We start from the raw sequence: 26,121 nt of genomic DNA on the forward strand, positions 1-26,121 counted from the left end.
TTTCATGTTCCGTTGCTGACCGATATCGCGAGGCGGCGCGCGGCACGCACGGGGGCGGGCGGCAGGCACTGATTCGCGGCTTCCAGCAGCATTGACAGGGAACGAGGGCCGGGACTGCAAAAGGTCATGAAAATGTCATAATTGGCGGCACGCCGTCGGCGTGCATCGCTAGCCGAACAGCACGATGCCGCCCGGCAGGCGCGTCACGCGCGCGCCATACGCATCCTGGATCAGGGCGATCACGTCATCGAGGCGGTCCAGCGAAAAGCTGGCCTGCACGCGGGTCTTGCCCAGCGCGTCGCTGTTCAAGATCAGCTTGCCGGGACGGTAGCGGTTCACCTCATCCACCACCTCGGCCAGGGTGCTTTGCTTGAACACCAGCAGGCGCTGGCGCCAGGCGCTGACCTCGCCCGCCCGCACCGCGCGCGTGATGCCAAAATGCGCGGGCCGGTAGCGCAGCTGCTCGCCGGCGGCCAGTTCCGCGTCATTGCCGTTCTGCGCCACGCGCAGGCGTCCCGCCAGGCACGTCACGCACACTTCCTGGCCGAACAGCCGGATATTGAAACGCGCGCTGCCGGCCGAGACGCTGCCGTCGCCGGCCTGCACGCGCAGGCGCGCCGCACCGCGCAGGCCCGCCTGGAATTCCGCCTCGCCGGCCAGCAGCACCAGCGCCGCCGTGCCGTCCTGCACGGGCGCCGCGTCGAGGCGCGTCTGCGTGTTCATCTGCACCAGCACGCCGCCATCGAGCGCCACTTCGCGCTGCTCGCCCGTGCCGGTGGCGTAGTCGGCGCCCAGGCCCGCCACGTCCGGCCACAAGTCCGTGGGCGGACGCAGCACCAGCAAGCCCAGCGAGGCGGCCACGGCGCCGCCCAGCCAGGCGCGCCGCGCCCTGTTCACGGGCTGCTGCGCCCGCTTGACGGCGCGCGCGGCCGGCGCCATGGCGCCCCACACGGCGCGCGCCTCGGCAAATGCCGTCGCGTGCGCGCGGCTGCGCGCGCACCAGTGGCGAAACACTTGCGCGTCGCGTTCGCTGACCTGGCCCGAGGCCAGGCGCACGACCCACGCCTGCGCTTCCTTCTGGATGACACCCATGTCGTCTTCCGCTTGTTCAATCATGATGTTTAGACGTTTTTCCCGCCCCGGGACCGAAGCGCTGGATGAAATCGCGGCCCATGCGCTCGCAGCAGTGTTCCAGTCCGGCGCGCAATTCCTTCTCGACCGTGCGGGCGGAAATGCCGAAACGCTCGGCGATGTCGCGGTGCGGCAATTGATCGACGCGGGCGGCGATGACGATGGCGCGCCGGCGCTTCGGCAATTCCTGCAGGGCCCGTTCCAGCTCCTCGATCTCCGCGCGCGCGCTGAAGGTGCGGGCCGGGTCGGCCAGCTCGTCGGCCATCTCGTAAAGATCGTCGATATCCGGCAGGCTGAGCAAACGCGCATTGTCGCGCCGCTGGTCTTCCGCGATGTTGATGGCGATGCGCATCAGGTAGGCGGACGGGTAGCTGATGGCTTCGGGCGCAGTCATTTTTTCCACGCGCAGATACGTTTCATGCAAGGCGTCATTCGCCAGGTCTTCCGAGCCCAGGCGGCGCTGCAGGTGGCGGCGAAACTGTCCGTAGCGTTCCAGGAACAGCTTGCGCAAGGTGGATTTCAGCAATTCCGGCATGCTCAAGGCGCCCCGGCCAGAGCGAGATACGGCGCGCAATCGGCGCCCGGATCGGGCCGCGGCGTCAGCAGGATCGTCAGCGGCTGCGGCAAGCCCGCGGGCGGCGCGCCATCCATCAGCAGGCTGCGCAGGCGCTGCTGCACGGCGCGGTCGCGCTGCGCCACGCCGCTCGGTTCGAGCACGTGCACGTCGCGCACCTTGCCCCGTTCATCGAGCCACAGCTGGAAGGCCAGGCGGTAGCGGCCGAAAGCGTCGGGATGCAAGCGGCACAGGGCGCGCGTGAGCGACCGCTGCAACACGGCCGCGTACGCTTGCAGCGCGGGCGCGGCGGCCACGGGCACGCTTGGCGCGGCGGCCGCTGCTGACGGCTCGGCGGCCAGCGCCAGCAAAGTAAACGCATTGCTGCCGCTGAAGCGCGCGCCCAGCTGCGTGCCGGCCAGCAAATGCTGCAGCGCTTCGGCCGGCGTGTACTCGCCGCGCACGGGCGAGGCCATGCGGCCCGCAGCCAGCTGGCTGCTGACCAGCACGGAATAGCCCGTCATTTCGCCAAACACCACCAGCGCCGCATCGAGCGGCTGCGCGGGCAAGTCGAAGCGCACGGTCGCTGGCGCGCCGGCATCGCCGGCATCCGCGCTGGCGGCCGGACGCACGAACGTCATCAATGTCATCAGCAAACAGGCGGACAAGGCCAGGGCATTGCCCGTTGCGGTGCGGCGGTGGGTTCGTGTCATTTTCCAGGGAAATCAACGAGAGCCTGCATAGGAAGTGTCTTGTCTGCAATGTTGCCTGCAGAATGGCAAGATAGTAGCTTCGCAAAATGACAACTGCATGACATGCGGCCAGCTGGCCGGCCGGCGTGTGTCATCGCCGCGACACATGCGCCTGCTATGCTGGCCCTTCATTTAACCGCCGCGGGAGCCAGCATGGCGCGCCTGTTCTTGACTGTCTTGTTTTGCGCTTGCGCCGCCCTGCCCGCGCAGGCGGACGAGCATGTCGTCATCGTCACGCCGGAGAAAACGGATAGCGGCTGCACGGCCGTCGACAGCGCGGGCCGGCGCGTGCAATCGATGTCTTGTCTGAATGAAAAATTACTGCCGGCGGGCGACCTCGCCACCCGGCCGCCGCCCGCCCTGTCGACGGCGGAAACGAATCTGCGGCGGCCGTCGAACCAGATGGGCTTGTACAACCGCGCCGCGCTGGAACACCGCATGGGCAATGCCTTTGGCAAATCCGTCACGCCGCAGCGCCCGCCGCCGACGGCGCCCGCCAGCCCGCTGCTGCCGCCCCGTTGACGCGGTTGTCAACGCACAGTCCATTTGCGCTGTCAAGATTGCGCAATCGCGCCGATTGCGTATCATTCCAGGCTTGATCGCTCTGGAAACAACCATGCTGCCCACTATCGAACAACGCCTTGCCCTTGAACTTGCCGCCAAACCGGTGCAGGTTGCCGCCGCCATCGAACTGCTCGACGAAGGCGCCACCGTGCCCTTCATCGCCCGTTACCGCAAGGAAGCGACCGGCGGCCTCGACGATATCCAGCTGCGCCTGCTGGAAGAGCGCTTGCGCTACCTGCGCGAGCTGGAAGAGCGGCGCGCCGCCATCGTGGCCTCGATCACGGAACAGAACAAGATGACGCCCGAGCTGCTCGACGCCGTCATGCACGCGGAAGACAAGACGCGCCTGGAAGACTTGTATCTGCCCTACAAGCAAAAGCGCCGCACGAAGGCGCAGATCGCCATCGAAGCGGGCCTGATGCCGCTGGCCGACGGCTTGCTGGACAATCCCGAGCTGACGCCGGAAATGGAAGCGGGCAAGTTCCTGCGCGAAGCGTTTACGAGTGCCGACGGCAACAACCCGGGCGTGGCCGACACCAAGGCGGCCCTCGACGGCGCCCGCCAGATCCTGATGGAGCGTTTCGCCGAAGATGCGACCTTGCTGCAAACCCTGCGCGAATACGTGCAGGAACACGGCATCGTGGAATCGAAAGTGGTGGAAGGCAAGCAGGACGAAGGCGAAAAATTCGCCGATTATTTCGATTACTCGGAAACCATTTCCACTGTCCCCTCGCACCGCGCGCTGGCGCTGCTGCGCGGCCGCCGCGAAGGCATCCTCGACGTCACCCTGCGCCTGGACACGGAAGCGGAAAAACCGAAATGGGATGCGCCGCACAACCCGTGCGAAGGCCGCATCGCCGCCCGCTTCGGCATCAAGCAACAAGGCCGTCCGGCCGACAAATGGCTGGGCGACACGGCGCGCTGGACCTGGCGCGTGAAAAGCTTCATGCACCTGGAAACGGAACTGATGGGCGCGCTGCGCGAACGCTCGGAACTCGACGCCATCAACGTCTTCGCCACCAATCTGAAAGCGCTGCTGCTGGCCGCGCCGGCCGGCCAGCGCGCCACCATGGGCCTCGATCCCGGCCTGCGCACGGGCGTGAAAGTGGCCGTCGTCGATGCCACCGGCAAGGTGGTCGACACGGCCGTGATCTACCCGCACCAGCCGAAGAATGACTGGGACGGTTCCCTGCACACGCTGGGCCGCTTGGCCGCCAAGCACAATGTGTCGCTCATTTCCATCGGCAACGGCACCGCCTCGCGCGAGACGGATAAATTGGCGCAAGACTTGATCAAGCAGCACCCGGAAGCGAAGATGACGAAGATCGTCGTCTCGGAAGCGGGCGCGTCGGTGTATTCGGCGTCCGAATTCGCCTCGAAAGAGTTGCCGGACATGGACGTGTCCCTGCGCGGCGCCGTCTCGATCGCCCGCCGCCTGCAAGACCCGCTGGCCGAACTGGTGAAAATCGACCCGAAATCCATCGGCGTGGGCCAGTACCAGCACGACGTGAGCCAAAGCCAGCTGGCCCGCTCGCTCGATGCCGTGGTGGAAGATTGCGTGAACGCCGTGGGCGTGGACGTGAACACGGCCTCCGCGCCCCTGCTGGCGCGTGTCTCTGGCCTGTCGGCCAGCGTGGCGCAAAGCATCGTCACCTACCGCGACATGAAGGGCGCGTTCACTTCGCGCGCGGCCCTGAAAGCCGTGCCGCGCCTGGGCGACAAGACCTACGAACAGGCGGCCGGCTTCCTGCGCGTGATGGGCGGCGAAAACCCGCTGGACGCCTCGGCCGTCCACCCGGAATCGTATCCGCTGGTGGAAAAGATCCTGGCCGATATCAAGAAAGACATCAAGGCCGTCATCGGCGAAACGGCGCTGCTGAAAACCCTCAGCCCCGCCAAGTACGCGGATGACACCTTCGGCGTGCCGACCATCTCCGACATCTTGAAGGAACTGGAAAAGCCGGGCCGCGACCCACGTCCGGAATTTACGACGGCCACCTTCAAGGAAGGCGTGGAAGAAATCCGCGACCTGCGCCCGGACATGATTTTAGAGGGCGTGGTCACCAACGTGGCCGCCTTTGGCGCCTTCGTCGACATCGGCGTGCACCAGGATGGCCTGGTGCATATCTCGGCCCTGTCGAACACCTTCGTGAAGGATCCGCACACGGTGGTGAAGGCGGGACAAGTCGTGCGCGTGAAGGTGCTGGAAGTGGACGAGAAACGCAAGCGCATCGCCCTGACCATGCGCCTGACGGACAGCGCGCCGCAGGCGGGCAGCAAGCCCGAGCAGCGCGGCGACCGCAACGACCGCCGCAGCATGGCGCAGCACCAGTCGCAGTCGCGCAATGCGCCGGAACCGGCGGGCAGCATGGCCGCCGCGTTCGCCAAGCTGCGCGGTTAAGCGGCATGGCCGCCGGGCGGGGCATCACCATCCTGGCTGCGGACGCGGCCGGCGTGGATGCCCGGCTGCTGCTCGATGAATTGTCAAGCGTGCTGCTGCGCATCAATGGCGACAGTGGCCGTTCCTCGTTCGACGTGGAGGCGGCCACGCCGCGCGGCGGCTTTTATCTTGCCCGCGACGCCGCCGGTGCACTGCAGGGCTGCGCCGCCCTGCGCCCGCTCGATGGCGAGGCAGGCAGTTCCACGGCGGAACTCAAGCGCATGTATGCGCGTCCCGGCAGCGCCGGCGCGGGCGCGGCGCTGCTGGCGCATGTGGAGGCGCAGGCGCGCTGTCACGGCTATGCGCGGCTGTACCTGTCGACCCGCGTGGCGAATCTCCGGGCACTGGCGTTTTATGCCAGGCATGGCTATGCCCCGGTTGCCGCCTGGGGAAAATACGTGGGCGCCGCGCAATCGGCCTGCCTGGGTAAGCTCTTGTAGGCATCAGCGTGGCTGGCTTGCCCGATTTATGACCTGAGCGCATACCCGTGGCGGCGTTTTCTTATAAAATGACGCCATCTATTTATTTACCCATCAGAGGCAGCTATGAGCGACGTACAAACCTGGATCAAAGAAACCGTGACGAACACGCCCGTCGTGCTGTTCATGAAGGGCACGGCCCAGTTCCCGCAGTGCGGCTTTTCCGGCCGCGCCATCCAGATCCTGAAAGCGTGCGGCGTGGAAAACATCGCCACCGTCAACGTGCTGGACGACCCGGAAGTGCGCCAGGGCATCAAGGATTACTCGAACTGGCCAACCATTCCACAGCTGTATGTCAAAGGCGAGTTCATCGGTGGTTCCGATATCATGAATGAAATGTTTGAATCGGGCGAACTGAAGTCCCTGCTGGATGCCTGATCACCCAGCGCAGCGGCCACGGCGTATCGTCGTGGCCATCACGGGCGCCACGGGCGCCGTGTATGGCTTGCGGCTGCTGCAATTGCTCGGCGCCATCCCCGGCGTCGAGACGCATCTGGTCTTGTCCGATGCGGCCGTGCTGACCCTGCACCAGGAAACGGGCGTGGGGCGCAAGGATATCGAAGCGCAGGCGCACGTGGTGCACAAGCTGCGCGACATCGGCGCGTCGATCGCCAGCGGTTCGTTCCAGTCGGAAGGGATGGTCGTGGCGCCGTGCTCGATGAAGACCCTGGCGGCCGTGGCCCATGGCTTGTCGGATAACTTGATCACGCGGGCCGCCGACGTGGTGCTCAAGGAGCGACGCCGCCTGATTCTGATGGTGCGCGAAACCCCGTTCAACCTGGCGCACCTGCGCAATATGACGGCCGTGACGGAAATGGGCGGCATCATCTTCCCGCCATTGCCCAGCTTTTATCACCATCCCCAAAGCATCGTGGAAATGGTCGACCATACGGTAGCGCGCGTCATCGACCTGCTCGGCATCGAGCACGGCCTGGCACCGCGGTGGAATGGTTTGAAAAATCCGGACCAGTCAGCAACCAACTAAGTCACTGCGTGCATAACGACGTGAGCTGCGTGACTATGTGAGCTGCGATGCCTGACAACAAGGCCCACGACTGCTGTCACCCTTACCCTGTAGTTGGCTTCACCAACGCACTGGCGTCACGATGCCTGACAAAAGCGTAGCGAGCGGCAGCGATTTGTGGCCGAGAAGCACAACCGTACTCTGGTACGGTGAGCATTGCAGGCTAGCTATGCCGACGCGCAGCAGCTTCGGTCAGGCATCCTCACCGCTTGTCGAACTGGTGAGCACTGGCCTGCTTCAGATCCCTGGCTTCTTCAACCATCCTGCGGTGGGCGATCCGTTTGCGCATCACTTCCGCATGTTGCGCGGCAGTCATGGGGGGCACGGTCATCAAGTCCTTCAGCTGCGCGGTATTGCTGTAGTTACTTTTCATAAGACGGCTCAAATGCTCGGCTCCGTAGTGGATGAACTGGCTGCTTCTGATGTGATTATGCGCTGCTATTGGCCGCTGCGCCGCTGCAGGCAGGATTATTGTCAAATAATTCCGCTGCAGCGCAACATGCGAGGTCTTATTGTGCGGCAAAATCATGTCTCCAGTATGACTCTGCGCAAATAAAAGAACAGGAGATACGCCGCCAGCGAAAAGCGGACAGCGCCGGCCTGGCGAGGCCTGATGGATTACTTTTGGTAGTTGACCCTGACCAGCATGCGAATAAATTCACGCGCGATTTGACGATGATGTTCATCTAATCTTTGCAAATCGGCAATTAATTTCACATCGGCAGACTCAAAACGCGACAAGGCGCTGCCCGCTTCACCATTCGGCGTGGCGCTTTCCGGACCGCCAAACCGCAGCCATTCCGCAGGCACGCCCAACCATTGGGCAATCATGCGCAATTTCTCTTGCGTCGGAATTGCTTCACCTACTAACCATTTCCTAGCAGCATGCACGGTAATCGGACGCCCGTCGAAACGGATATTGAATTCCCGGGCCAGTCTGGTCGGGCTGTCTGGAGAATAATGGGCGTTTTTGAGAGCCAACTGAAGTCGCTGGCTGAAGCTTTCGCGTTCGTTAGAAGAATTCATAGGTGTACTATTTCATGTTGTAACATGAAAGTCAGTTTCTTGAATGACCATACAGATTGTTACATTTGAAAAATGCATTAATTAACAATTAACACTCCGGCAGGGCTTTTCAGACGAAAAGCTGGGCCGAATTTTCTCTTGTTATCCTGCGTGGCTTCGGGTCAAATTCGCGGCTAGCCTTGATTTTCGCACTGCAGCACGATTCAAAGCCTCGGTTTGGCATTACAACGTACGGTATCGGATAATGCCCGCCTCTACCGAATAGCGCAATGCTCATGTCATACAATTTCTTATAGACAAAGTTTTCAGAAGCGCCATTTTGTTTTCAATATAGAAACAAATACGCCAATGTTCTCATAGTGAAACGTTGTTTTTTGAGCGTGCCCGATGGCAAAAACCAGGCCGCAAAAATTTTACTCCCATCGTAGCGAAAAAAATGTCGCCGTTACGCCAAGAAAGCTCTTTTTGGTGTCATGTCGGCCACCAACTCTCGATCTTAAGCGTGTTTGTGCCAGAAGAATCAATTTATTTTCAGTAACTGTTGCCTGAATCGCCAAATTGCCGCTTTTTCAGCGCATTTTTCTTTATTGCAGCATAGGCCAGGCACGCTACAATACAGTTGACGTTGACGTAAACGGCACTTTGCCGTCCAGCCTGCCTTGCAGCGCCCCATCTTTCTACCGACCACCCATGCAACCGACACCGCCCGCACCCATGACGACCTATACCATTACCGAACTGGCGCGGGAATTCGACATCACGGCACGCGCCATCCGCTTTTATGAAGACCAGGGTTTGCTGAGTCCGAAACGCGAGGGCGCGGGCGGACGCAACCGTGTCTACACGCCGCGCGACCGCACCCGCTTGAAACTCACCCTGCGCGGCAAGCGGCTGGGCCTGGCGCTGTCGGAAATCAAGAGCCTGGTCGACATGTATGAGTCGCCGAAGGACACGCGGGCGCAGATGGACCGCTTCCTGGGCGTGCTGGCGCAGCACCGCCAGACCCTGGAGCAGCAGCGCATCGATATCGAAATGGCACTGGCGGAAATCAGTTCGCACGAAGAAGCGTGCGCGCGCATGCTGGCGGACTTGAACCTTGATCAGGCGCAAACAAACTAGGCAGGCGCGGCGGGCGCCTGCCGCGCCCCCTTCGTTTTACGCGTTTCACTTTACGTTTACGTAAACGTCACAACTGAGTATCATAGCTTTATTGACCCGGCATCCATGACCGCCACACTATAACGACGACGAGGACGACATGCTCCATCTCCCAGGCTTGACCTTTGACCACGGCGAAGACATCGCCTCCCTGCGCGAAGCGATTCAACAATTTGCCGCCGCCGAAATCGCGCCGCGCGCGGCCGAGATCGACCGCAGCGACCAGTTCCCCATGGACCTGTGGCGCAAGATGGGCGACATGGGCTTGCTCGGCATCACCGTCAGCGAAGAATACGGCGGCGCCGGCATGGGCTACCTGGCGCACATCATCGCCATGGAAGAAATCTCGCGCGCCTCGGCCTCCGTCGGCCTGTCCTACGGCGCCCACTCGAACCTGTGCGTCAACCAGATCAAGCGCAACGGCACGGCCGAGCAAAAAGCCAAGTATCTGCCGAAACTGATTACAGGCGAACACATCGGCGCCCTCGCCATGTCCGAGCCGAACGCCGGTTCGGACGTCGTCAGCATGAAGCTGCGCGCCGACTTCAAGGGCGACCGCTGGGTCTTGAACGGCACCAAGATGTGGATCACCAACGGCCCCGACGCGGACGTGCTGGTGGTGTATGCGAAGAACGACCTGGAAGCAGGCCCGCGCGGCATGACAGCCTTCCTGATCGAAAAGAATTTCAAGGGCTTTTCCATCGCGCAAAAACTCGACAAGCTGGGCATGCGCGGCTCGCACACGGGCGAACTGGTGTTCCAGGATTGCGAAGTGCCGGCCGAAAACGTGCTGGGCGGCCTGGGCAAGGGCGTCAATGTGCTGATGTCGGGCCTCGACTTCGAACGCACCGTGCTGTCCGGCGGTCCGCTGGGCATCATGCAGGCCTGCATGGACCTGGTCGTGCCCTACGTGCACGAACGCAAGCAGTTCGGCCAGGCCATCGGTGAATTCCAGTTGATGCAGGGCAAACTGGCCGACATGTATTCGACCATGATGGCGTGCAAGGCCTACGTGTATGCCGTGGGCCAGGCCTGCGACCGCGCCACGACGCCGGAAGCCGTGCGCCAGCTGCGCAAGGATGCGGCCGGCGCCATTCTGTATAGTGCGGAGAAGGCGACGTGGATGGCAGGCGAAGCGATCCAGGCACTGGGCGGCAACGGCTACATCAACGAGTATCCGGCCGGCCGCCTGTGGCGCGATGCCAAGCTGTACGAAATCGGCGCCGGGACCAGCGAAATCCGCCGCATGCTGATCGGCCGTGAATTGTTTGCCGAGACCAAGTAAGCACGGGCGCGCGGATATCGACTGGTGATGAGCTTTCAATGCGAGCAGACACATGACGCACATTGCCTTCCCCAAATTGCTTTCTTCCCAGATTGCATTCGATATCGCGCGCACCATCCGCGAAGGCTTTGACAAGCATTACCGGCTATTCCGCGCCACCAGCCAGCAGGCGCGGCAGTATTTCGAGCAGGGCGCCTGGGCCGCGGCGCAGCAGGCGGCCCGCGAACGCATCGGATTTTATGACCAGCGCGTGCAGGAATGCGTGCAGATGCTGGAAGATGAGTACGAAGAGTCGGAGTTAAGCGACGACGTATGGCGCGAACTGAAGCTCCATTACATCGGCATGCTGAGCGGCCACAAGCAGCCGGAACTGGCGGAAACCTTCTTCAATTCCGTCTGCTGCAACATCCTGCACCGCACCTATTTCCACAACGATTACATTTTCGTACGCCCCGTCGTCTCCACGGAATACATCGAGACGGAAGAACTGGTGCCCACCTACCGCGTGTATTACCCGGGACAGGATGGCTTGCGGATCACCCTGCAGCGCATCGTCACCGATTGCCAGCTGGACTGCGCCTTTGCCGACCTCGAGCGCGACGTAGCCCAGGTCGAGACCCGCTTGCAGCAGCTGTTCGGCGGCGAGCCGCTGGAGCCGAACCACCAGCTCCAGGTCTTGACCAGTTTGTTCTACCGCAACAAGGGAGCTTACCTGGTGGGCAAGGGCATCAATGGCAACCGTGAATATCCGTTCGTCGTGCCCATCCTGCACAACCGCCATGGCAAGCTGGTGCTCGACACGGTGCTGTTCGAACACCAGCAGATCGCCATGCTGTTCTCGTTTACCCGCGCGTATTTCCTGGTCGATATGGAAGTGCCGTCGGCCTATGTGCAATTCCTGCGCAGCTTGCTGCCGCGCAAACCGCGCAGCGAAATTTATACGATACTGGGCCTGCAAAAACAGGGCAAGACGCTGTTTTACCGCGACTACCTGCAGCATTTAAAACATTCCTCGGACCACTTTGAAATTGCCCCCGGCATCCGCGGCCTGGTGATGCTGGTATTCGCCCTGCCGTCATTTCCGTACGTGTTCAAGGTGATCAAGGATTTCTATCCAGCACCGAAGGAGACTACGCGCGCGCAGATCAAGGAAAAGTACCTGCTGGTGAAGTACCACGACCGGGTGGGCCGCATGGCCGACACGCTCGAGTATTCCAACGTGGCCTTTCCCCGCGCCCGCTTCAGCGATGAACTACTGGCCGAGCTGAAACATTTCGCCCCCTCGCTGGTCGAAGAAGATAAAGAGCAAATCATCCTCCGCCACCTGTACATCGAGCGGCGCATGGTGCCGCTGAACATGTGGCTGAGCAATGCCGAAAAAGCGGGCCGCGACGACCTGGTGGAACATGGGATCGTCGAGTACGGCAACGCCATCAAGGAGCTGGTGGCCGCGAATATTTTTCCCGGCGACATGCTGTACAAAAACTTTGGCGTGACGCGTCATCAGCGTGTCGTTTTTTACGATTACGATGAAATCGAGTACATCACCGATTGCCAGTTCCGCGTCATCCCGCAAGCGCGTACGGAGGAGGAAGAAATGTCGGCCGAACCGTGGTATCCCATCGGCAAGCACGATGTGTTTCCCGAACAATTCGGCAGCTTCCTGCTGGGCAATCCCCGCATCCGCACGCACTTCATGCAGCACCACGCCGACCTGCTGACGGCCGCCTACTGGCAGGCGCGCAAGCAGCGCATCCTCGACGGCCATATCGAGGACGTCTTTCCGTATCCGCAGCACATCCGTTTCTGTCATCCCTCCCCACACTTACCGGAGATCCACCATGAATGATCCAGTCGTAATCGTCGGTGCCGCGCGCACCCCCATGGGCGCCTTCCAGGGCGATTTTGCCAACGTCACCGCCAGCGACCTGGGCGCCGTGGCCATCCGCGCCGCCGTCGAACGCGCCGGCATCGCGCCGGATGCCGTCGAGCAGGTGTATTTCGGCAATTGCCTGATGGCTGGCCAGGGGCAGGCACCCGCCCGCCAAGCCTTGCGCAAGGCCGGCTTGCCGGACTCCACCGGCGCCGTCACCCTGTCGAAAATGTGCGGCTCGGCCATGCAGACGACCATGTTCGCGCATGACACCTTGCTCGCCGGCAGCGCCGACGTGGTGGTGGCGGGCGGCATGGAATCGATGACCAATGCCCCCTACCTGGTGCCGAAGGCACGCGGCGGCTACCGCATCGGCCACGGCATGATCTATGACCACATGATGATGGATGGCCTGGAAGATGCCTACAGCCGCGATGAAAAGGGCAATGCCCGCTCGATGGGCACGTTTGCCGAAGAGTGCGCCAGCCAGTACGCGTTCACGCGCGAAGCGCAGGACGCGTTTGCCATCGAATCCGTGAAACGCGCGCAAGCCGCCACCAAGGATGGCAGCTTCGCATGGGAAATCGTGCCCGTCACCGTCTCCGGGCGCGGCGGCGACACCGTCGTCAGCATCGACGAAGGCCCGCAAAAGGCCCGCCTGGAAAAGATCCCCACCTTGAAAGCGGCTTTCAAGAAGGATGGCACCATCACGGCCGCCTCCTCCTCGTCCATCAACGATGGCGCGGCCGCCCTCGTGCTGATGCGCGAATCGACGGCGAAAAAACTGGGTTGCACCGTCATCGCGAAAATCCATGGCCACGCCACGCACGCGCAGGCGCCAAACGAATTCACCACGGCCCCCATCGGCGCCGTGAAAAAACTCTACGCAAAAACGGGGTGGAGCAGCAGCACAGTGGACTTGTTCGAGATCAATGAAGCGTTCGCCGCCGTGCCGATGGCGGCCATGCACGACCTGGACATCCCGCACAGCAAGATCAACATCCATGGCGGCGCGTGCGCGCTGGGCCATCCGATCGGCGCCTCGGGCGCGCGCATCATCGTCACCCTGCTGGGCGCCCTGAAAAAAACCGGCGGCAAGCGCGGCGTGGCCGCCCTGTGCATCGGCGGCGGCGAAGCGACGGCGATGGCAATCGAACTGGTATAAGCTACTCCTGAGCACGGGCGCGCACCGCATTCACGGTGCGCGCCTTCATTTTATTTTCAGGGAGAAAAGATATGCCTACCGCATTGATCATCGGCGCCTCGCGCGGCATCGGCCACGAAATGGTGCGTCAATACCGCCACGATGGCTGGCGCGTCATCGCCACGGCCCGCACACAAGACGCTTGCGAGACACTGAAGCAACTGGGCGCCGAAGCGCACCAGCTGGACGTGACGGACGTGGAAGGCTGCGCCGGCCTGGGCTGGAAGCTCGACGATGAAAAACTCGACGTGGCCATCCTCAACGCGGGCGTCTACGGCCCGCGCCACGACGGTTTTCCCTCGCAGGAAGATTTCGATACCGTCATGCACACCAACGTGCTGGCCGCCATGCGCCTGCTGCCGATCCTGGCGCCGCTGGTGGCAAATGCAAAAGGGAAACTCGCCGTACTGTCCTCGCACATGGGTTCCCTGAGCGAACGGGGCAACCCCAGCGGTTCGCTGTACCGCGCCAGCAAGGCAGCCTTGAATTCCGTGCTGATCGACACATCCCTCGTGCACGGCCCGCAAGGCGTCAGCTGCGTGGCCTTCCACCCGGGCTGGGTGCGCACGGACATGGGCGGCGCCGGCGCCGACCTGTCGCCGGAGGAAAGCGCCGCCGGCATCCGCGCCACCCTGGCCAGCCTGCCGGCCACGGACAAGGCCGTGTTCCGCAACTACGATGGCAAGCCCATCGCCTGGTAATTCCACCAGACACTATAAAAATTACGAGACGACGTCCCATGATACTCAATGAAGAACAAACGATGATCCAGGAAGCGCTGCGCAGTTTTTCGCGCGAGCGCCTGGCGCCCAACGCGGCCCGCTGGGACAAGGAACATCATTTCCCCAAAGAAGAGTTGCAGGAACTGGCCGCGCTGGGCGCCTTTGGCGTGGCCGTGCCGGAAGCGCTGGGCGGGGCAGGCCTCGACTACGTGTCGCTGGCCCTGGTGCTGGAAGAAATCGCCGCTGGCGATGGCGGCACGTCGACCATCATTTCCGTCAACAATTGCCCGGTCTGCAGCATCGCCATGATGTACGCCAACGACGCGCAAAAGGAACAATGGCTGCGCCCCCTGGCACAGGGCACCATGCTGGGCGCATTTTGCCTGACGGAACCGCACACGGGCAGCGACGCCTCGGCCCTGCGCACCACGGCCACCCGCGAGGGTGACGAGTACGTGATCAGCGGCACCAAGCAGTTCATTACCAGCGGCAAGTATGCGGACGTGGCCATCGTCATGGCCGTCACGGACAAGGCGGCCGGCAAGCGCGGCATCAGCGCCTTCTGGGTGCCGACGAACACGCCCGGCTACATCGTCGCGGGCCTGGAACAGAAGATGGGGCAACACTCGTCGGACACGGCGCAGATCCTCTTCGAGAACTGCCGCACCCCGGCGCAAAACCTGATCGGCGAAGAGGGCCAAGGCTACAAGATCGCCCTGTCCGGCCTGGAAGGGGGACGCATCGGCATCGCTTCGCAAGCCGTGGGCATGGCGCGCGCCGCGTATGAAGCAGCCCTGAGCTATGCGCGCGAGCGGGAAAGTTTTGGCAAGCCCATCTATGAACACCAGGCCGTGCAATTCCGCCTGGCCGACATGGCGACGCAGATCGAAGCGGCACGCCAGCTCATCCGCCATGCGGCAGCCATGAAGGATGCGGGCTTGCCGTGTTTAAAGGAAGCGGCGATGGCCAAGCTGTTTGCGTCGGAAATGGCGGAAAAAGTGTGCTCGGACGCCATCCAGGTGCACGGCGGCTACGGTTACGTGTCCGACTTCCCCGTCGAGCGCATCTACCGCGACGTGCGCGTGTGCCAGATTTACGAGGGCACCAGCGATATTCAGAAGATACTCATCGCCAGAGCTTTATAAGCAAGGAACGAAGGCGCGTGAAGCGGTAAAAGTCTCGGCGCCTTGAGCAACCATAGCGAGCAAGCTCGATATCGGCTTGAGTAACGCAGCCGTACTGAAGTACGGCGAGTAACGCCGAGTCGAGAGCGGGCTGCGCAGTAGGTTGCTCAACGCGCCAGCCACAGACGAAAAAAAGCCCGCTAAAACGCGGGCTTGTTCCAATGTATTACCAATGCTTTAATCGTGTCATGGACGCCAGTGCTATCTGCAAAGTGCCTCCTGATTTTCGGACTCCCATGCTATCTGCATGGTGACTCCAAGTGTAAATCGACCAACGTATCCGGAATTACAAAATCCACGCTTTCGCACTGTCACGCCATCGACATTACACCTGTCGGTCGCCGCGCTGAGCCTGGATAGTGAGACTATTTGCAAGCAAATCTCAATCACTGAACGGAGTATAGCACAGCCTTTTGTGCAATGCAACAACCATTTAAAATCAAGTCCTTAGCGCCAGCGGCTTGTCTTCTTCGCCACCCCGCGCCACTCTTTCGTATTCGGAAATCACCTGCGCGCCCAGCAGCAGCAAGGTGGCCCCGATTTCCAGGCTGAACATGACGACGATGGCCGTCGTCATCGAACCGTACACCACGTTCACCTGCGACAGGGTGGAAAAATACCAGACCAGCACATGGCGGGCGATTTCCCACAGCAGGGCCGCCGTCACGCCGCCGATCAGCGCATGCGTGATCGACAGCCGCCCCACGGGCATGACCAGGTAAATCGAGCTGAGCACGAGGATCTCTCCCGTCAGCCCCAGCAAATACAGCAGCACGCCGGACACGCCTTCCAGGCCCCAGTCGTGGCGCAGGAAGCGCACGCTTTCCTCGCTCATCACCTGCAAGCCGCCCGCCACCAGGGTGATCAGCAGGATGCCCACGCCCAGGCACAGGATGTAGCAGTAAGGCAAGACAGCGGAGATGAGGAAATGGCGGCGGCGGATGGCCACACGGTGCACAAAAATCACGCTCATGGCGTTTTCCAGCACCGTGAACGCCAGCGAACTGAAAAACAGCATGGTCAGCAGCAGCAGCCAGCCGATCACGCCCCGGTTGTTGAGGAAATGCGCGACTTCCGCCACGATGGCCTTCGACTGGCCCGGCACCAGCCATTCCAGGTAATGGCCTATGGTTTGCAGCAACTCGTCCTGCGCGATCACGTGCGACAGGGCCACCACCACCAGCATCAGCAGGGGCACGATGGAGAGCAGCGAGTAATACGCGACGGCGCCAGCCAGCAGCAAGCCCTGGTTGGCGCGGAAGCCCTTCAGCACCTGCAGCACGAAGGCCAGCGGGTGGCTGAGAATGTAGGCGCTGGCGCGGCGGTTAATCATGGGAAAACCGTTCAAGGATGCCGACATGGCCCCATGCCTTGCCGCACATGCTCCTAGCATACTGATAATCGCCGCGCCGCGCCGTGCGCGAACGAACAGACTACGTGACCGCCGCTTCCAGCAAGGTCAAGGTTTGCCGCTCCGCATCCAGGGTCGCCAGGATGCCCATGGGAAGGGTGAACTGGTGGCGGATGTGACCGAAGGAATAGCCGCTGACGGCTGGCACGCTCAAGGGTTGCAGGTGCTGGTCCAGCGTCTCGTTCAAGGTCAGCGAAGTATCGCCCTCGGCCGCCTCGCAATGCTCGAAAATGCCCAGCATCAATGCCGCAGCGTGCTTGAAGCCGATGGACAGGTCGAGCTGGCACAGCATCCTGTCGATGCGGTACGGCACTTCATTGATTTCTTCCAGGAACAGGATGCGTTCGCGGAAATCGGCCGCATACGGCGTGCCGGCCAGCGCGCTGACCAGGCACAGGTTGCCGCCCGTCAAGCGCCCCGTGGCTTGGCCGCCGTGCACGGTGCGGATGGCAAAGTTATCGTCCGTCTGCGCGCGGCGATGGTTCTCCAGCGCCATCGGGATCGTATAACTGTCTTGCGGCGTCATCAGCACATTTTTCAGCTGCGTCACCGTATAGTCGGAAAATGTCGAGGAGGCCACAGGGCCGTGGAAGGTCACCAGGCCCGTCTGGCTGCCGATGGCCAGGTGCAGGGCCGTGATGTCGGAATAGCCGATCAGCACCTTCGGGTTGCGGCGGATCAAGGCATAGTCGAGCAGCGCCAGCAGCGAGATGCAGCCGGAGCCGCCGCGAATCGCCCAGATGGCCTTGACCTCGGGGTCGGCGAAGGCCGCATGCAAGTCATCGAGGCGCTGCTGCACCGTGCCCGCATAGTTGCCATGCACGGCGCGGATGTTGGCGCCCAGGCTGGCGCGCAGGCCCAGCGATTCGATATTGCGCACGGCCTTGGCGATGGCGTCGTCGTCCGTAAAACCGCCGGGCGCGAGAATGGCGACCCGGTCGCCCTGGCCCAGGCGCGCCGGTTTGATCAATGGATGGTGCTGTTGCATGCGTTTGCCCTTCCCTTGCGCGGCCGCCGCCCACGCCGGTGTGCCTGCCGCCCCTACAGTGGCGGCCAGCATGCCGCCGAAGCGGCGCCGGCTGAGATTGGTCTGACTGGACATGCGGTCCTTTCTTGGAATAAAAACGGCGGCGCCAGGCGCCGCCGCTGAGAGTAGCATGCCGGCGATGTTGCCGCCGGCATCGCCGCCTTACATGAACTTGTACTTCAGCTGGAACGACAGCGAACGGCCACGCGGGTCGGCCACGCGCGGGTCCCAGCCGGCGCCCACCACTTCATCCACGTTGTGCGCCGTAAAAGGTGGATCGCGGTCGAACAGGTTCTGAATACCCACGGTGATGGTGGTATTTTTAAAGCCCGTATAGGTGCCCGACAAGTTATACGTGGTGTAGCTGGAGACGTCCGGATTGAAGCCCGGCGGCGGCGTGCCCTTGCCGCCGTTCGGCACCTGGTCCTTGTAGCCGGACGAAAAACTCTGGATCAGCAAGCCGCTCCAGTCGCCGCGCGACACGCCAAAGCTGGCATTGTGTTTCCAGCGCAGATACAGATCGCGCGTGTAAAACTTGCCGACCAGTTCCTGGTATTCCTGGCCCTGGTATTCGGCAAACTTGAAGCTGTCCATGTAGGTGCCATCCAGGGTCGCCGTCCATTTCACGTCATTGACCTTGCCTTCGCCGCGCAGGCCCACATCCAGCCCGCGCACGCGGCTGCCTGCCGCATTGATCCAGCCCGCCTGCACATAGTCGATGGTGCCGTCCGGTTTGCGGATGATGTATTGGCTCAGCGCCTGATAATTGGCCAGCACGATTTGCGGCGTGCGGTTCAGGATGCGGTCCTTGGTATTGATGGCCCAGTAGTCGAACGATGCCGAGTATCCCTTGAACGGTTCGATCACGATACCCACGCTACCCTGTTTCGACGTTTCCGGCTTCAAGTTGGTGTTGCCGCCTGTCTTGTAGTCGAGGCGATCGATGGCGCAGTACTCGGGTACGCCTGGATGCTTGGCGCAGCCTTCCTGGTCGATCACGCCATTCGGCAATTCCTGGCTCAGCGACCCCGAATACAGCTGCTGGAAACTTGGTGCGAGGAAGCCTTTGCTGGCCGAACCGCGGAACAGCAGGAAGTCGGCCGGCTGGTAGCGGAAGGCCACTTTCGGATTGGTGGTCGCGCCCACCAGGCTGTAATCGTCGCGGCGGATGGCCAGTTGCATTTCCAGGTCTTTCATGACCGGCACCAGCAGTTCGGCATACACGGCCTTGACGGTACGGCTGGCGTTGTTCAATGCAGCATTGCCTGGCGCCAGCAGAATCTGTGTGGCGTCGACGTCTTGCGCAAAGTTGTAGCCTTCACGGCGGAAATCAAAACCGGCCGCCACGGCCAGCGCACCGGCCGGCAACTGGAACAGCTCGCCCGAAACGGAGCCGTCGATCTGCGTCAGGGTCGTTTTGCCATGCTGGAAGTTGCCTCGGAACTTGGTCGATTCGATCAATTGCTTGGCCGCATCCGTCTGGCTCTGGCCCGGCCCCACCCACGGGTTGATGATGCCCGTGGCCAGCGCCGCATACAGCTTGTCCGTGTAGGAATAACCGTCCGTCAGCTTGGTCTTGGTGCTGCTTTCGGCGCGCGAAATGCCGGCCTTGTAATCCCACTTGCCGAAATTGCCCTCGAAACCCACCAGCACGCGGGCATTGTCGGTGGTGTTTTCCTGGGTACGGTTGCCCACGTCATTGGCGCGCCACTTGTAGGAAATCGGCTTGGTATTGTCGAACGTGGGAATGTAGGCCGACAAGTCCTGGTAGTAGGCACCGCCGACCGGATACACGGCCTTGTTGGCGATCGTCGCCTGCACCTGCATCGGTGTCAGGATGGCCGTGGCCTTGGTGCGCGAACCGAGCACTTCGACAAACATGCGGTGGTCGGGCGCCAGCTGCAAGGTGCCGCGCGACAGGAAATTGGCCCGCTCGACGGGGAATTGCAGCACGTAGTCGGCGCCATAGTCATACGCGCACGAGTACTTGGTGCGCAGTGGCGAGGTGACGTCTTTCCACAGTTCCGTCTGGTATTGCGACATGCCGGGGATGGTGTCGCACTTGCCCTGGAAGCTCAGCGGATTGGCTTGCAAATATTTATTCGGATCGCCAGGCAGCTGGAACGAGGCGCCCAGCGCCGTGCCGGCGCCCGACAATTGATTCGCATATGGCGTGCCCGTGGTATCGGGCGACAAGCCCCGTTCCGGCTGGAAGCCGTTGACGAAGGAGCGGTCACTGCCGTTCAGGCGCTGGGCCTTGTCGACGGTCAGGCTGGCCATGATGTTGTAGCGGTCTTCTTCCAGCGAGCCCGTGCCCGCCAACAGCGAGGCGCGACGCGTGGCGCCACCGCCGGCCTGCGTGTCATTGGTGGAAACGGATGCTTCCACGCCACTGTAGTTGGTTTTCAGGATGAAGTTGATCACGCCGCCGATGGCGTCCGTGCCGTAGATGGCCGAGGCGCCATCCTTGAGAATTTCCACCCGCGAAATTGCACCCAGCGGTATCGAATTCAAATCGACCGACTTGCCGCTGGCGCCGTGCGTGGCGATGCGGCGCCCGTTCAGCAGCACCAGGGTGCTCGACGGCCCCAGGCCGCGCAGCGAGGCGAACGAAGCGCCGCCGCTGACCCGGTCCGCATCGGCGCCAAAGACGTTGTTACCCGACGTCATGTTATCGGCGCCCGTGCCATTCGCCGACAAGGTGCGCACCAGTTGCTCGGTCGTCGTGATGCCCTGTTTTTCGATCTGGTCAAAGGTGATGACTTGCACCGGCAGCGCACCTTCCTTGGCCACGCGCTTGATGCTGCTGCCCGTGACTTCAACCCGCTGCAGCGCTGGCGCCGCCGCTTCCTGCGCCATCACCGGCCCCACCACCCCCATCAATGCCACCAACTGCGCTAGCTTTTTCAATTTCACAGGTCTTCTCCTTGTTGGGCAATCGAAACTTGAGTTATCAAGTCAGGCTGTTTTTTCACGTCGCAGTTGTCTGTCTCGCGGTACATTTTTTTATGACATTTGCGCATGACTTTATTTGTTTTCATTTTCAGAGTAGCGCGATGCCCGAGCCGCCAGCCAATGAAAAATGCTTTCCTAACCATAACTTTTTGGAATGAATGCCCTTTTCACCTGCATGGTCACTTGCCTGCGGGGCTACCCTTGGCGGTATCGACGTCCAGGTAGCGCCAGGACGTGAATTCCACGGGGTGGCGCCTGTAGTTTTTTAGCCACGGTTGTTGCAGATCGGCAGAGATGGGATGTGTCAGCAGCACCCACGGCGTGTAAGCGTGGATCAGCTGAAACAGGTCGAAGTACAGACTGCGTCGGCGCGGCGTATCGGATAGCAGGCGCGCCTCCTCATAGCGTTTATTGTAATCGGGCAAGTTGAAGCGGGCATAGTTGGCGCGGCCAACGTTGCCACCATACAACAATTGCATAAAGTTATCACCGTCGGGGAAGTCCGCGATCCAATTGGTCTCGAACATCTGCACCTTGCCCAGGCGCGAGGCCTTGATGATTTCCGTCTTCTTGTCGCTTTTAAATTCCACGCGCAGGCCGATGGCGTTCAGGTTGCGGCGCCACAGCTCATCGCGCAAGCGTCCCACCGTGCTCGGCTCCGTATGCATGGTCAGCACCAAGGGCGTGCCGTCGGGCTGGGTACGGAAACCATCGGTCCCCGCCTTGTAGCCGAAACGGTCCAGCAGGGCGCGCGCCAGCGCCGGATCGTAGGCAACGGGGCTGCGATAGTTCTTGTCGTAGCCCAGCACATTGGGTGGCAGCGGCGATTGCGCCGGCAAGGCCAGCCCTTTTTTGAGCAAGGCGATATCTTCGCGGCTGTTGTAGCTGAGGGCGATGGCGCGCCGCAGGGCCAGCTTGTCCTTGGTAGTGCCACCTAGCACCGGGTCGTCCATGTTCATCCACATGTAATACGTCTGCAGCACGGGAAAGCGCGTCAGCTGCAAGCCCTTGGCAGCCAATTCCGGCTTCAGGCCGCCATTGACCAGCACCATGTCCGTCATCGATTCGGGCACTTGCTCCAGGTAATCAAATTCGCCCTTCAGGAAACCCAGCATGCGCGACTGATATTCCTCGACGATGCGCACCTCGATGCGCTCGACCAGGGGCAGGCGCTGGCCTTCCAGCGCGGCGGCGATGGTGCGCGCGTCGGGCGGCAGGGCGGCCAGCGCCTTGGCATCCGTATGGAAGACCGTGGGGCGGAAGGTCGGGTTGGCCTGCAGCACGATCTTGTCGCTGCGTTTCCATTCCTTCACCATGAACGGTCCCGTGCCGACGGGATGGTTGCCGATCTGGCCCGGCGCCCGATACGCTTCGGCCACTTCGCGCGCCACCACGCCCGTCGCCGGCATGGCCAAGTAAAACAGGAAATTCGGGTCGACGCCGTTGAGACGGATGCGCAAGGTGTATTTGTCCAGCGCCTGCAGGCCGGCGATCGGCGTGTCGTAGCTGAATTTGGCTTTCAGGGCCGCATCGCCCACCAGCTTGTCTTCCAGCAAGAACAGCCACGGCGACTTCAGGGCCGGGTCATACAGCCGCGTCAGGCTGTAGACATAATCCTGCGCCGTCACTTCGCGCGGCTGGCCTTTAAAAGCGGGATCCGGGGTAAAGAAAATGCCGGGCTGCAAGTGAAAGAGATACGTGCGACCACCGTCTTCCACCGTCGGCAGGCCGCGCGCCGTATTGCCCTGCAACTGCACCGGGCGCGCCAGATAGTCATAGCGCAACAGCGGGTCGAAGATGTTTTCCATCAGATTCAGGCTCGCCAGGTCCGACGCCACGGCCGGGTCCAGGCCCGTCTCGCTGGTGCTGAGAAACAAATGCAGGGTCTTGCCTGCGCGGGCCGCCGCGCCGGGCGCCGCATCGGCGCTGGCCTGGGCTGCTACATTAAAAAGCGTCAACAGGGCCAGGCCGGCGGCGCAGGCGGTTTTGCGTAAAAACATCATCAGTGGTCCAGTGCAGACAGGAATAACAAATCAGGTAAGGAACAGGCCTTGCCCACACTACGCGGGCTAGCCATGGGGCGCCAATGAAAACAGGCTGCCAGCTTATAACTTTTTGGCATGCGATTGCTGCATTCTTTCATCAACTCGTATCGGGCTGCCCCTATACTTTGTTTGCAGACATTTTTCACTCCCGATACACAGAACTGATCGCATATGGCACTTAATTACATCTGGTCCGGCTTTTTCCTCGTTGGCTTCCTGGCCGCAGTGCTGCAGTGGCTGTTTCTCGGCGATACCGATATCTTCAAGCGCATCATCGACGGCACCTTCGAGACGGCGCGCATGGGCGTGATGGATATCGCCCTGCCGCTGGCGGGCGTGATGACCTTGTGGCTCGGCATCATGAACATCGGTGAAAAAGCCGGCATCGTCGGCTGGCTGGCCAAAGTGATCGCGCCCTTCTTTTCGCGCATCTTTCCGGAAATCCCGAAAGACCATCCGGCGACGGGCCACATGGTGATGAATTTCTCGGCCAACCTACTGGGCCTGGACAATGCGGCCACGCCCTTCGGTTTAAAAGCCATGGAAAGCCTGCAAACCTTGAACCCGAACAAGGAAGAGGCGACGAATGCGCAGATCATGTTCCTGGTGCTGCACACCTCGGGCCTGACCCTGATTCCGCTGGCCATCATGGCGCAGCGCTCCATCCTCGGTGCGGCCGATCCGTCCGACATCTTTATTCCCTGCATGATCGCCACCTATGTGGCCACCATGGTCGGCATCATCACGGTGTCCATCAAGCAGCGCATCAATCTGCTCAACCGCGTCGTGCTGGGCTGGATGGGCGGCATGACGAGCGCCATCGTCGCCATGATCTGGTACTTCACGCAATACCTGACGAAACAGGAAATCGAGCTGGTCTCCAAGGTGGTCAGCAACCTGGTGCTCATCAGCGTGATCGCCATCTTTATTATTGGCGCGCTGCGCAAGAAAGTGAACGTGTACGACGCCTTCATCGAAGGGGCGAAAGGCGGCATCCAGACCTCGATCACCGTGATTCCCTACCTGGTGGGCATGCTGGTGGCCATCAGCGTGATCCGCAACGCGGGCGTGTTCAATTTCCTGATGAGCGGCATGAACTGGTTCTTCGCCAACCTGGGCATCAATACGGACTTCGTGCCCGCCTTGCCGACAGCCATGATGAAGCCGCTCAGCGGCTCCGGCTCGAAAGCCATGATGATCGATGCCATGAACACCTACGGCGTCGACTCGTTTGTCGGCCGCCTGGCCTGCGTCTTCCAGGGCTCGGCCGACACCACCTTCTATATCGTGGCCCTGTATTTCGGCTCCGTCGGCATCCGCAAGACGCGCTATGCCATCACGGCCGGCCTGATCGCCGATCTGGCTGGCGTGATCACGGCCGTCTTCGTTGCCTACGTCTTTTTCCACTAAGGAGAGCCATGTTCCGTCCCGTCCTCATCGCTGCCTTGCTCGCTGGCATCGGCCTGGTGCCAGCGCTGGCCCAGGCGCAACTGCCAGAATCCGTCAGCCTGCTGCTGCGCAGCGCGAATATCCCGGAAGATGCCATGGGTGCCGTTGTCCTGCGTGGCAACACCACCGTGCTGTCGCATGGCGCCGAGCGCAGCATGCAGCCCGCTTCCACCATGAAACTGGTGACGACGGCCGTGGGCCTGGAGCAGTTGGGCCCCATCTTCCGCGGCCGCACGGAGCTGCGCACCAGCGCCGATGTCATCAATGGCGTACTGAAGGGAGACTTGATCCTGCGCGGCGGCGCGGACACGGATTTCAATGCAGACGTGCTGACGCACATGCTGCAAACCCTGCGCACGCAAGGCATCGTCAAGATCAAGGGCGACCTGATCCTCGACCGCCAGCTATTCCAGCCGGCCCGGCCCGATATCGGCGCGCCGCCCTTCGATGAGTCGGCCGAGTTCCGCTACAACGTCATCCCCGATGCCTTATTGCTGAACACCAACTTGATCGATATCGACATGAGCTCGACGGAGCGGCAACTGACCTTGCAAATGCAGCCGCCGCTGGAGAATGTCAGCATCAGCAGCGACATGCAGCTCGTCAAGGGCAGTTGTGCCAAGTGGGAAGACGGCTGGCGCCCGCCCGAATACCGGCGCGATGCCAGCGGCAAGCTGCAGGTGATACTGCACGGCACCTTTCCGCAAAACTGCAGCAAGTCCACCAGCATCAATGTGCTTGACCGCAATGACTACGCGGAGCGGCTGTTCCGCGCCACGTGGAAACGCCTGGGCGGCACGATTACGGGCACGGTGCGCGAAGCAGCAGGCACGGGCATGCCGCCCACGGCAGAACCCGTTGGCACGCGCATGCTGGCCGACCACGTGGCGCGCGCCTTGCCGGAAGTGCTGCGTGACATCAACAAGACGTCCGACAATACCCTGGCCCGCACTTTATTCCTGAGCCTGGGCAGCCTGCAAAGCGATGGCTGGCTGGGCAGCCGTCCCGTCGCCATGGCGGCACCGGAGGACACGGCCACGCGGGCGCGGCTGGTCATCCAGGAATGGTTCCAGCGGCACAATATCAATACCCAGGGCATGCTGGTCGACAACGGTTCCGGCTTGTCACGCACGGGACGCATAGCACCGGCACAATTGGCTGGTGTCCTGCAAGCGATGCAATACAGTCCGTGGGCGCCCGAGTTCCAGTCCAGCCTGCCCATCGTCGCCCTCGACGGCACCATGCGCAAGCGCCTGTTGAATAGTCCGGCCGCCGCGCGCGCGCGCATCAAGACGGGGACCTTGAAAAATGTGGTGGCCATCGCCGGCTACGTGCCCGATGCGAACAACCAGTTGTGCGTGGTGGTCGCCATGATCAATAGCGACCTGGTGGGTAATGGCAACGGCCGGGCCGCCGTCGATGCCTTGATCGAATGGGTCGCCAGGAGCAGCACCACGCCGGTGATGGCTGGGCAATAAAAGGGCAGCAAAGACAGAAAGGCAGCGCGCAGCGCTGCCTTTTTTTCGTTTGTTGCATTGGCAGCTGATGAACAGTCGGGGTCAGCCCCCCTCGCGCGCCATCGAGGGTCTGAGCGCCGGTCGGCGGATCGGCGTAGGTCGGCTTAGCGCTGCGCGCGTAAGCCAACAGTACCAGCAGCGTCCAACCGCCAGACGTAAAAAAACCCCCACCGGATCACCGATGGGGGTTTTTTTGAATAACAAGCCTGACGATAACCTACTTTCACACTGGTTGCAGCACTATCATCGGCGCAAAGTTGTTTCACGGTCCTGTTCGGGATGGGAAGGGGTGGGACCAACTTGCTATGGTCATCAGGCATAA

Annotated in this window: 22 protein-coding genes and 1 rRNA gene; 14 read left to right on the forward strand and 9 right to left on the reverse strand. The window is 61.8% G+C overall.

What is annotated here, in order from left to right:
* Positions 1-168: 168 nt before the first annotated feature.
* Genes ACZ92H_RS21500 through ACZ92H_RS21510 form a run of 3 tightly spaced genes read right to left on the reverse strand, consistent with a single transcriptional unit; the run spans position 169 to position 2,397 of the window.
* Positions 169-1,116 carry a FecR family protein gene (locus ACZ92H_RS21500; RefSeq protein ID WP_465050865.1) on the reverse strand — a complete coding sequence of 316 codons (948 nt, stop codon included), beginning with the start codon at positions 1,114-1,116 and terminating at the stop codon, positions 169-171.
* Positions 1,109-1,666: an RNA polymerase sigma factor gene (locus tag ACZ92H_RS21505; protein ID WP_131378009.1), complete on the reverse strand. Its 558-nt coding sequence runs from the start codon at positions 1,664-1,666 to the stop codon at positions 1,109-1,111. The genes ACZ92H_RS21500 and ACZ92H_RS21505 overlap by 8 nt, the downstream gene beginning before the upstream one ends.
* 2 nt (positions 1,667-1,668) lie before the next feature.
* Positions 1,669-2,397 (reverse strand): secretin and TonB N-terminal domain-containing protein, encoded by a 729-nt coding sequence (locus tag ACZ92H_RS21510; RefSeq protein WP_131378007.1) that lies wholly within the window; start codon positions 2,395-2,397, stop codon positions 1,669-1,671.
* Between the two features lie 192 nt (positions 2,398-2,589).
* Here ACZ92H_RS21510 and ACZ92H_RS21515 point away from each other — a divergent pair, with 192 nt between their 5' ends.
* The 6 genes from ACZ92H_RS21515 to ACZ92H_RS21540 all read left to right on the forward strand — a co-directional run bounded on the left by ACZ92H_RS21515 (position 2,590) and on the right by ACZ92H_RS21540 (position 7,499).
* A complete protein-coding gene (locus ACZ92H_RS21515; protein WP_131378005.1) occupies positions 2,590-2,958 on the forward strand; it encodes a hypothetical protein in 369 nt (122 codons plus the stop codon).
* A 94-nt stretch (positions 2,959-3,052) separates the two neighbouring features.
* Positions 3,053-5,401 (forward strand): Tex family protein, encoded by a 2,349-nt coding sequence (locus ACZ92H_RS21520; RefSeq protein WP_131378003.1) that lies wholly within the window; start codon positions 3,053-3,055, stop codon positions 5,399-5,401.
* Between the two features lie 5 nt (positions 5,402-5,406).
* Entirely contained in the window at positions 5,407-5,880 is a 474-nt protein-coding gene (locus tag ACZ92H_RS21525) for a GNAT family N-acetyltransferase (protein WP_465050863.1), read from the forward strand.
* A gap of 105 nt (positions 5,881-5,985) precedes the next feature.
* A complete protein-coding gene (gene grxD, locus ACZ92H_RS21530) occupies positions 5,986-6,297 on the forward strand; it encodes a Grx4 family monothiol glutaredoxin (protein WP_034753766.1) in 312 nt (103 codons plus the stop codon).
* Positions 6,290-6,904, forward strand: a complete 615-nt coding sequence (locus tag ACZ92H_RS21535) for a UbiX family flavin prenyltransferase (protein ID WP_465050861.1) — start codon at positions 6,290-6,292, stop codon at positions 6,902-6,904. The genes grxD and ACZ92H_RS21535 overlap by 8 nt, the downstream gene beginning before the upstream one ends.
* A 208-nt stretch (positions 6,905-7,112) precedes the next feature.
* Positions 7,113-7,499, forward strand: a complete 387-nt coding sequence (locus tag ACZ92H_RS21540) for a hypothetical protein (RefSeq protein WP_465052372.1) — start codon at positions 7,113-7,115, stop codon at positions 7,497-7,499.
* 62 nt (positions 7,500-7,561) lie between these two features.
* On the opposite strand, the gene ACZ92H_RS21545 is transcribed toward ACZ92H_RS21540, so the two are convergent.
* Positions 7,562-7,969, reverse strand: a complete 408-nt coding sequence (locus ACZ92H_RS21545; protein ID WP_034753756.1) for a hypothetical protein — start codon at positions 7,967-7,969, stop codon at positions 7,562-7,564.
* A 714-nt stretch (positions 7,970-8,683) separates the two neighbouring features.
* Between ACZ92H_RS21545 and ACZ92H_RS21550 the strand changes: the two genes are divergently transcribed.
* The 6 genes from ACZ92H_RS21550 (at position 8,684) to ACZ92H_RS21575 (ending at position 15,356) form a co-directional block, all read left to right on the forward strand.
* The gene (locus ACZ92H_RS21550; protein WP_086148086.1) at positions 8,684-9,088 is read left to right on the forward strand and encodes a MerR family transcriptional regulator; all 405 of its coding nucleotides are present in this window, start codon (positions 8,684-8,686) and stop codon (positions 9,086-9,088) included.
* A gap of 139 nt (positions 9,089-9,227) precedes the next feature.
* Positions 9,228-10,412 (forward strand): isovaleryl-CoA dehydrogenase, encoded by a 1,185-nt coding sequence (locus ACZ92H_RS21555; protein WP_131377995.1) that lies wholly within the window; start codon positions 9,228-9,230, stop codon positions 10,410-10,412.
* Between the two features lie 52 nt (positions 10,413-10,464).
* A complete protein-coding gene (gene aceK, locus ACZ92H_RS21560) occupies positions 10,465-12,261 on the forward strand; it encodes a bifunctional isocitrate dehydrogenase kinase/phosphatase (RefSeq protein WP_131377993.1) in 1,797 nt (598 codons plus the stop codon).
* Positions 12,254-13,450 carry an acetyl-CoA C-acyltransferase gene (locus ACZ92H_RS21565; protein WP_465050859.1) on the forward strand — a complete coding sequence of 399 codons (1,197 nt, stop codon included), beginning with the start codon at positions 12,254-12,256 and terminating at the stop codon, positions 13,448-13,450. The genes aceK and ACZ92H_RS21565 overlap by 8 nt, the downstream gene beginning before the upstream one ends.
* Before the next feature lie 71 nt (positions 13,451-13,521).
* The gene (locus ACZ92H_RS21570; RefSeq protein ID WP_465050858.1) at positions 13,522-14,190 is read left to right on the forward strand and encodes an SDR family oxidoreductase; all 669 of its coding nucleotides are present in this window, start codon (positions 13,522-13,524) and stop codon (positions 14,188-14,190) included.
* Positions 14,191-14,228: 38 nt separating this feature from the next.
* Entirely contained in the window at positions 14,229-15,356 is a 1,128-nt protein-coding gene (locus ACZ92H_RS21575; RefSeq protein WP_465050857.1) for an acyl-CoA dehydrogenase family protein, read from the forward strand.
* 478 nt (positions 15,357-15,834) lie between these two features.
* Here the strand turns inward: ACZ92H_RS21575 and ACZ92H_RS21580 are convergent, their stop codons facing one another.
* From ACZ92H_RS21580 to ACZ92H_RS21595, 4 genes are all read right to left on the reverse strand, one after another.
* On the reverse strand, positions 15,835-16,755 hold the full coding sequence (locus ACZ92H_RS21580) for a YihY/virulence factor BrkB family protein (protein ID WP_465050856.1): 921 nt from the start codon (positions 16,753-16,755) through the stop codon (positions 15,835-15,837).
* 73 nt (positions 16,756-16,828) lie between these two features.
* Positions 16,829-17,908, reverse strand: coding sequence for a S66 peptidase family protein (locus ACZ92H_RS21585; protein WP_465050855.1), 1,080 nt, complete (start codon positions 17,906-17,908; stop codon positions 16,829-16,831).
* A gap of 87 nt (positions 17,909-17,995) precedes the next feature.
* A complete protein-coding gene (locus ACZ92H_RS21590; protein WP_465050854.1) occupies positions 17,996-20,749 on the reverse strand; it encodes a TonB-dependent receptor in 2,754 nt (917 codons plus the stop codon).
* A 218-nt stretch (positions 20,750-20,967) separates the two neighbouring features.
* Positions 20,968-22,788 carry an ABC transporter substrate-binding protein gene (locus ACZ92H_RS21595; RefSeq protein WP_465050958.1) on the reverse strand — a complete coding sequence of 607 codons (1,821 nt, stop codon included), beginning with the start codon at positions 22,786-22,788 and terminating at the stop codon, positions 20,968-20,970.
* A gap of 216 nt (positions 22,789-23,004) precedes the next feature.
* Here ACZ92H_RS21595 and ACZ92H_RS21600 point away from each other — a divergent pair, with 216 nt between their 5' ends.
* The gene (locus ACZ92H_RS21600; protein WP_034753725.1) at positions 23,005-24,243 is read left to right on the forward strand and encodes a nucleoside recognition domain-containing protein; all 1,239 of its coding nucleotides are present in this window, start codon (positions 23,005-23,007) and stop codon (positions 24,241-24,243) included.
* A gap of 8 nt (positions 24,244-24,251) precedes the next feature.
* Positions 24,252-25,760, forward strand: coding sequence for a D-alanyl-D-alanine carboxypeptidase/D-alanyl-D-alanine endopeptidase (gene dacB, locus ACZ92H_RS21605; protein ID WP_465050853.1), 1,509 nt, complete (start codon positions 24,252-24,254; stop codon positions 25,758-25,760).
* A gap of 243 nt (positions 25,761-26,003) precedes the next feature.
* Here dacB and rrf read toward each other — a convergent pair.
* Positions 26,004-26,116, reverse strand: a 5S ribosomal RNA gene (gene rrf, locus ACZ92H_RS21610).
* Positions 26,117-26,121 lie beyond the last annotated feature (5 nt).

It is taken from the genome of Janthinobacterium foliorum (genome assembly GCF_978021625.1).

What these genes read in the sequence shown, in the direction of transcription:
- ACZ92H_RS21500 (WP_465050865.1), bottom strand. Translation starts at nt 1,116, where the DNA reads ATGATTGAACAAGCGGAAGACGACATGGGTGTCATCCAGAAGGAAGCG.
- ACZ92H_RS21505 (WP_131378009.1), bottom strand. Translation starts at nt 1,666, where the DNA reads ATGCCGGAATTGCTGAAATCCACCTTGCGCAAGCTGTTCCTGGAACGC.
- ACZ92H_RS21510 (WP_131378007.1), bottom strand. Translation starts at nt 2,397, where the DNA reads ATGACACGAACCCACCGCCGCACCGCAACGGGCAATGCCCTGGCCTTG.
- ACZ92H_RS21515 (WP_131378005.1), top strand. Translation starts at nt 2,590, where the DNA reads ATGGCGCGCCTGTTCTTGACTGTCTTGTTTTGCGCTTGCGCCGCCCTG.
- ACZ92H_RS21520 (WP_131378003.1), top strand. Translation starts at nt 3,053, where the DNA reads ATGCTGCCCACTATCGAACAACGCCTTGCCCTTGAACTTGCCGCCAAA.
- ACZ92H_RS21525 (WP_465050863.1), top strand. Translation starts at nt 5,407, where the DNA reads ATGGCCGCCGGGCGGGGCATCACCATCCTGGCTGCGGACGCGGCCGGC.
- grxD (WP_034753766.1), top strand. Translation starts at nt 5,986, where the DNA reads ATGAGCGACGTACAAACCTGGATCAAAGAAACCGTGACGAACACGCCC.
- ACZ92H_RS21535 (WP_465050861.1), top strand. Translation starts at nt 6,290, where the DNA reads ATGCCTGATCACCCAGCGCAGCGGCCACGGCGTATCGTCGTGGCCATC.
- ACZ92H_RS21540 (WP_465052372.1), top strand. Translation starts at nt 7,113, where the DNA reads ATGCCGACGCGCAGCAGCTTCGGTCAGGCATCCTCACCGCTTGTCGAA.
- ACZ92H_RS21545 (WP_034753756.1), bottom strand. Translation starts at nt 7,969, where the DNA reads ATGAATTCTTCTAACGAACGCGAAAGCTTCAGCCAGCGACTTCAGTTG.
- ACZ92H_RS21550 (WP_086148086.1), top strand. Translation starts at nt 8,684, where the DNA reads ATGACGACCTATACCATTACCGAACTGGCGCGGGAATTCGACATCACG.
- ACZ92H_RS21555 (WP_131377995.1), top strand. Translation starts at nt 9,228, where the DNA reads ATGCTCCATCTCCCAGGCTTGACCTTTGACCACGGCGAAGACATCGCC.
- aceK (WP_131377993.1), top strand. Translation starts at nt 10,465, where the DNA reads ATGACGCACATTGCCTTCCCCAAATTGCTTTCTTCCCAGATTGCATTC.
- ACZ92H_RS21565 (WP_465050859.1), top strand. Translation starts at nt 12,254, where the DNA reads ATGAATGATCCAGTCGTAATCGTCGGTGCCGCGCGCACCCCCATGGGC.
- ACZ92H_RS21570 (WP_465050858.1), top strand. Translation starts at nt 13,522, where the DNA reads ATGCCTACCGCATTGATCATCGGCGCCTCGCGCGGCATCGGCCACGAA.
- ACZ92H_RS21575 (WP_465050857.1), top strand. Translation starts at nt 14,229, where the DNA reads ATGATACTCAATGAAGAACAAACGATGATCCAGGAAGCGCTGCGCAGT.
- ACZ92H_RS21580 (WP_465050856.1), bottom strand. Translation starts at nt 16,755, where the DNA reads ATGTCGGCATCCTTGAACGGTTTTCCCATGATTAACCGCCGCGCCAGC.
- ACZ92H_RS21585 (WP_465050855.1), bottom strand. Translation starts at nt 17,908, where the DNA reads ATGTCCAGTCAGACCAATCTCAGCCGGCGCCGCTTCGGCGGCATGCTG.
- ACZ92H_RS21595 (WP_465050958.1), bottom strand. Translation starts at nt 22,788, where the DNA reads ATGTTTTTACGCAAAACCGCCTGCGCCGCCGGCCTGGCCCTGTTGACG.
- ACZ92H_RS21600 (WP_034753725.1), top strand. Translation starts at nt 23,005, where the DNA reads ATGGCACTTAATTACATCTGGTCCGGCTTTTTCCTCGTTGGCTTCCTG.
- dacB (WP_465050853.1), top strand. Translation starts at nt 24,252, where the DNA reads ATGTTCCGTCCCGTCCTCATCGCTGCCTTGCTCGCTGGCATCGGCCTG.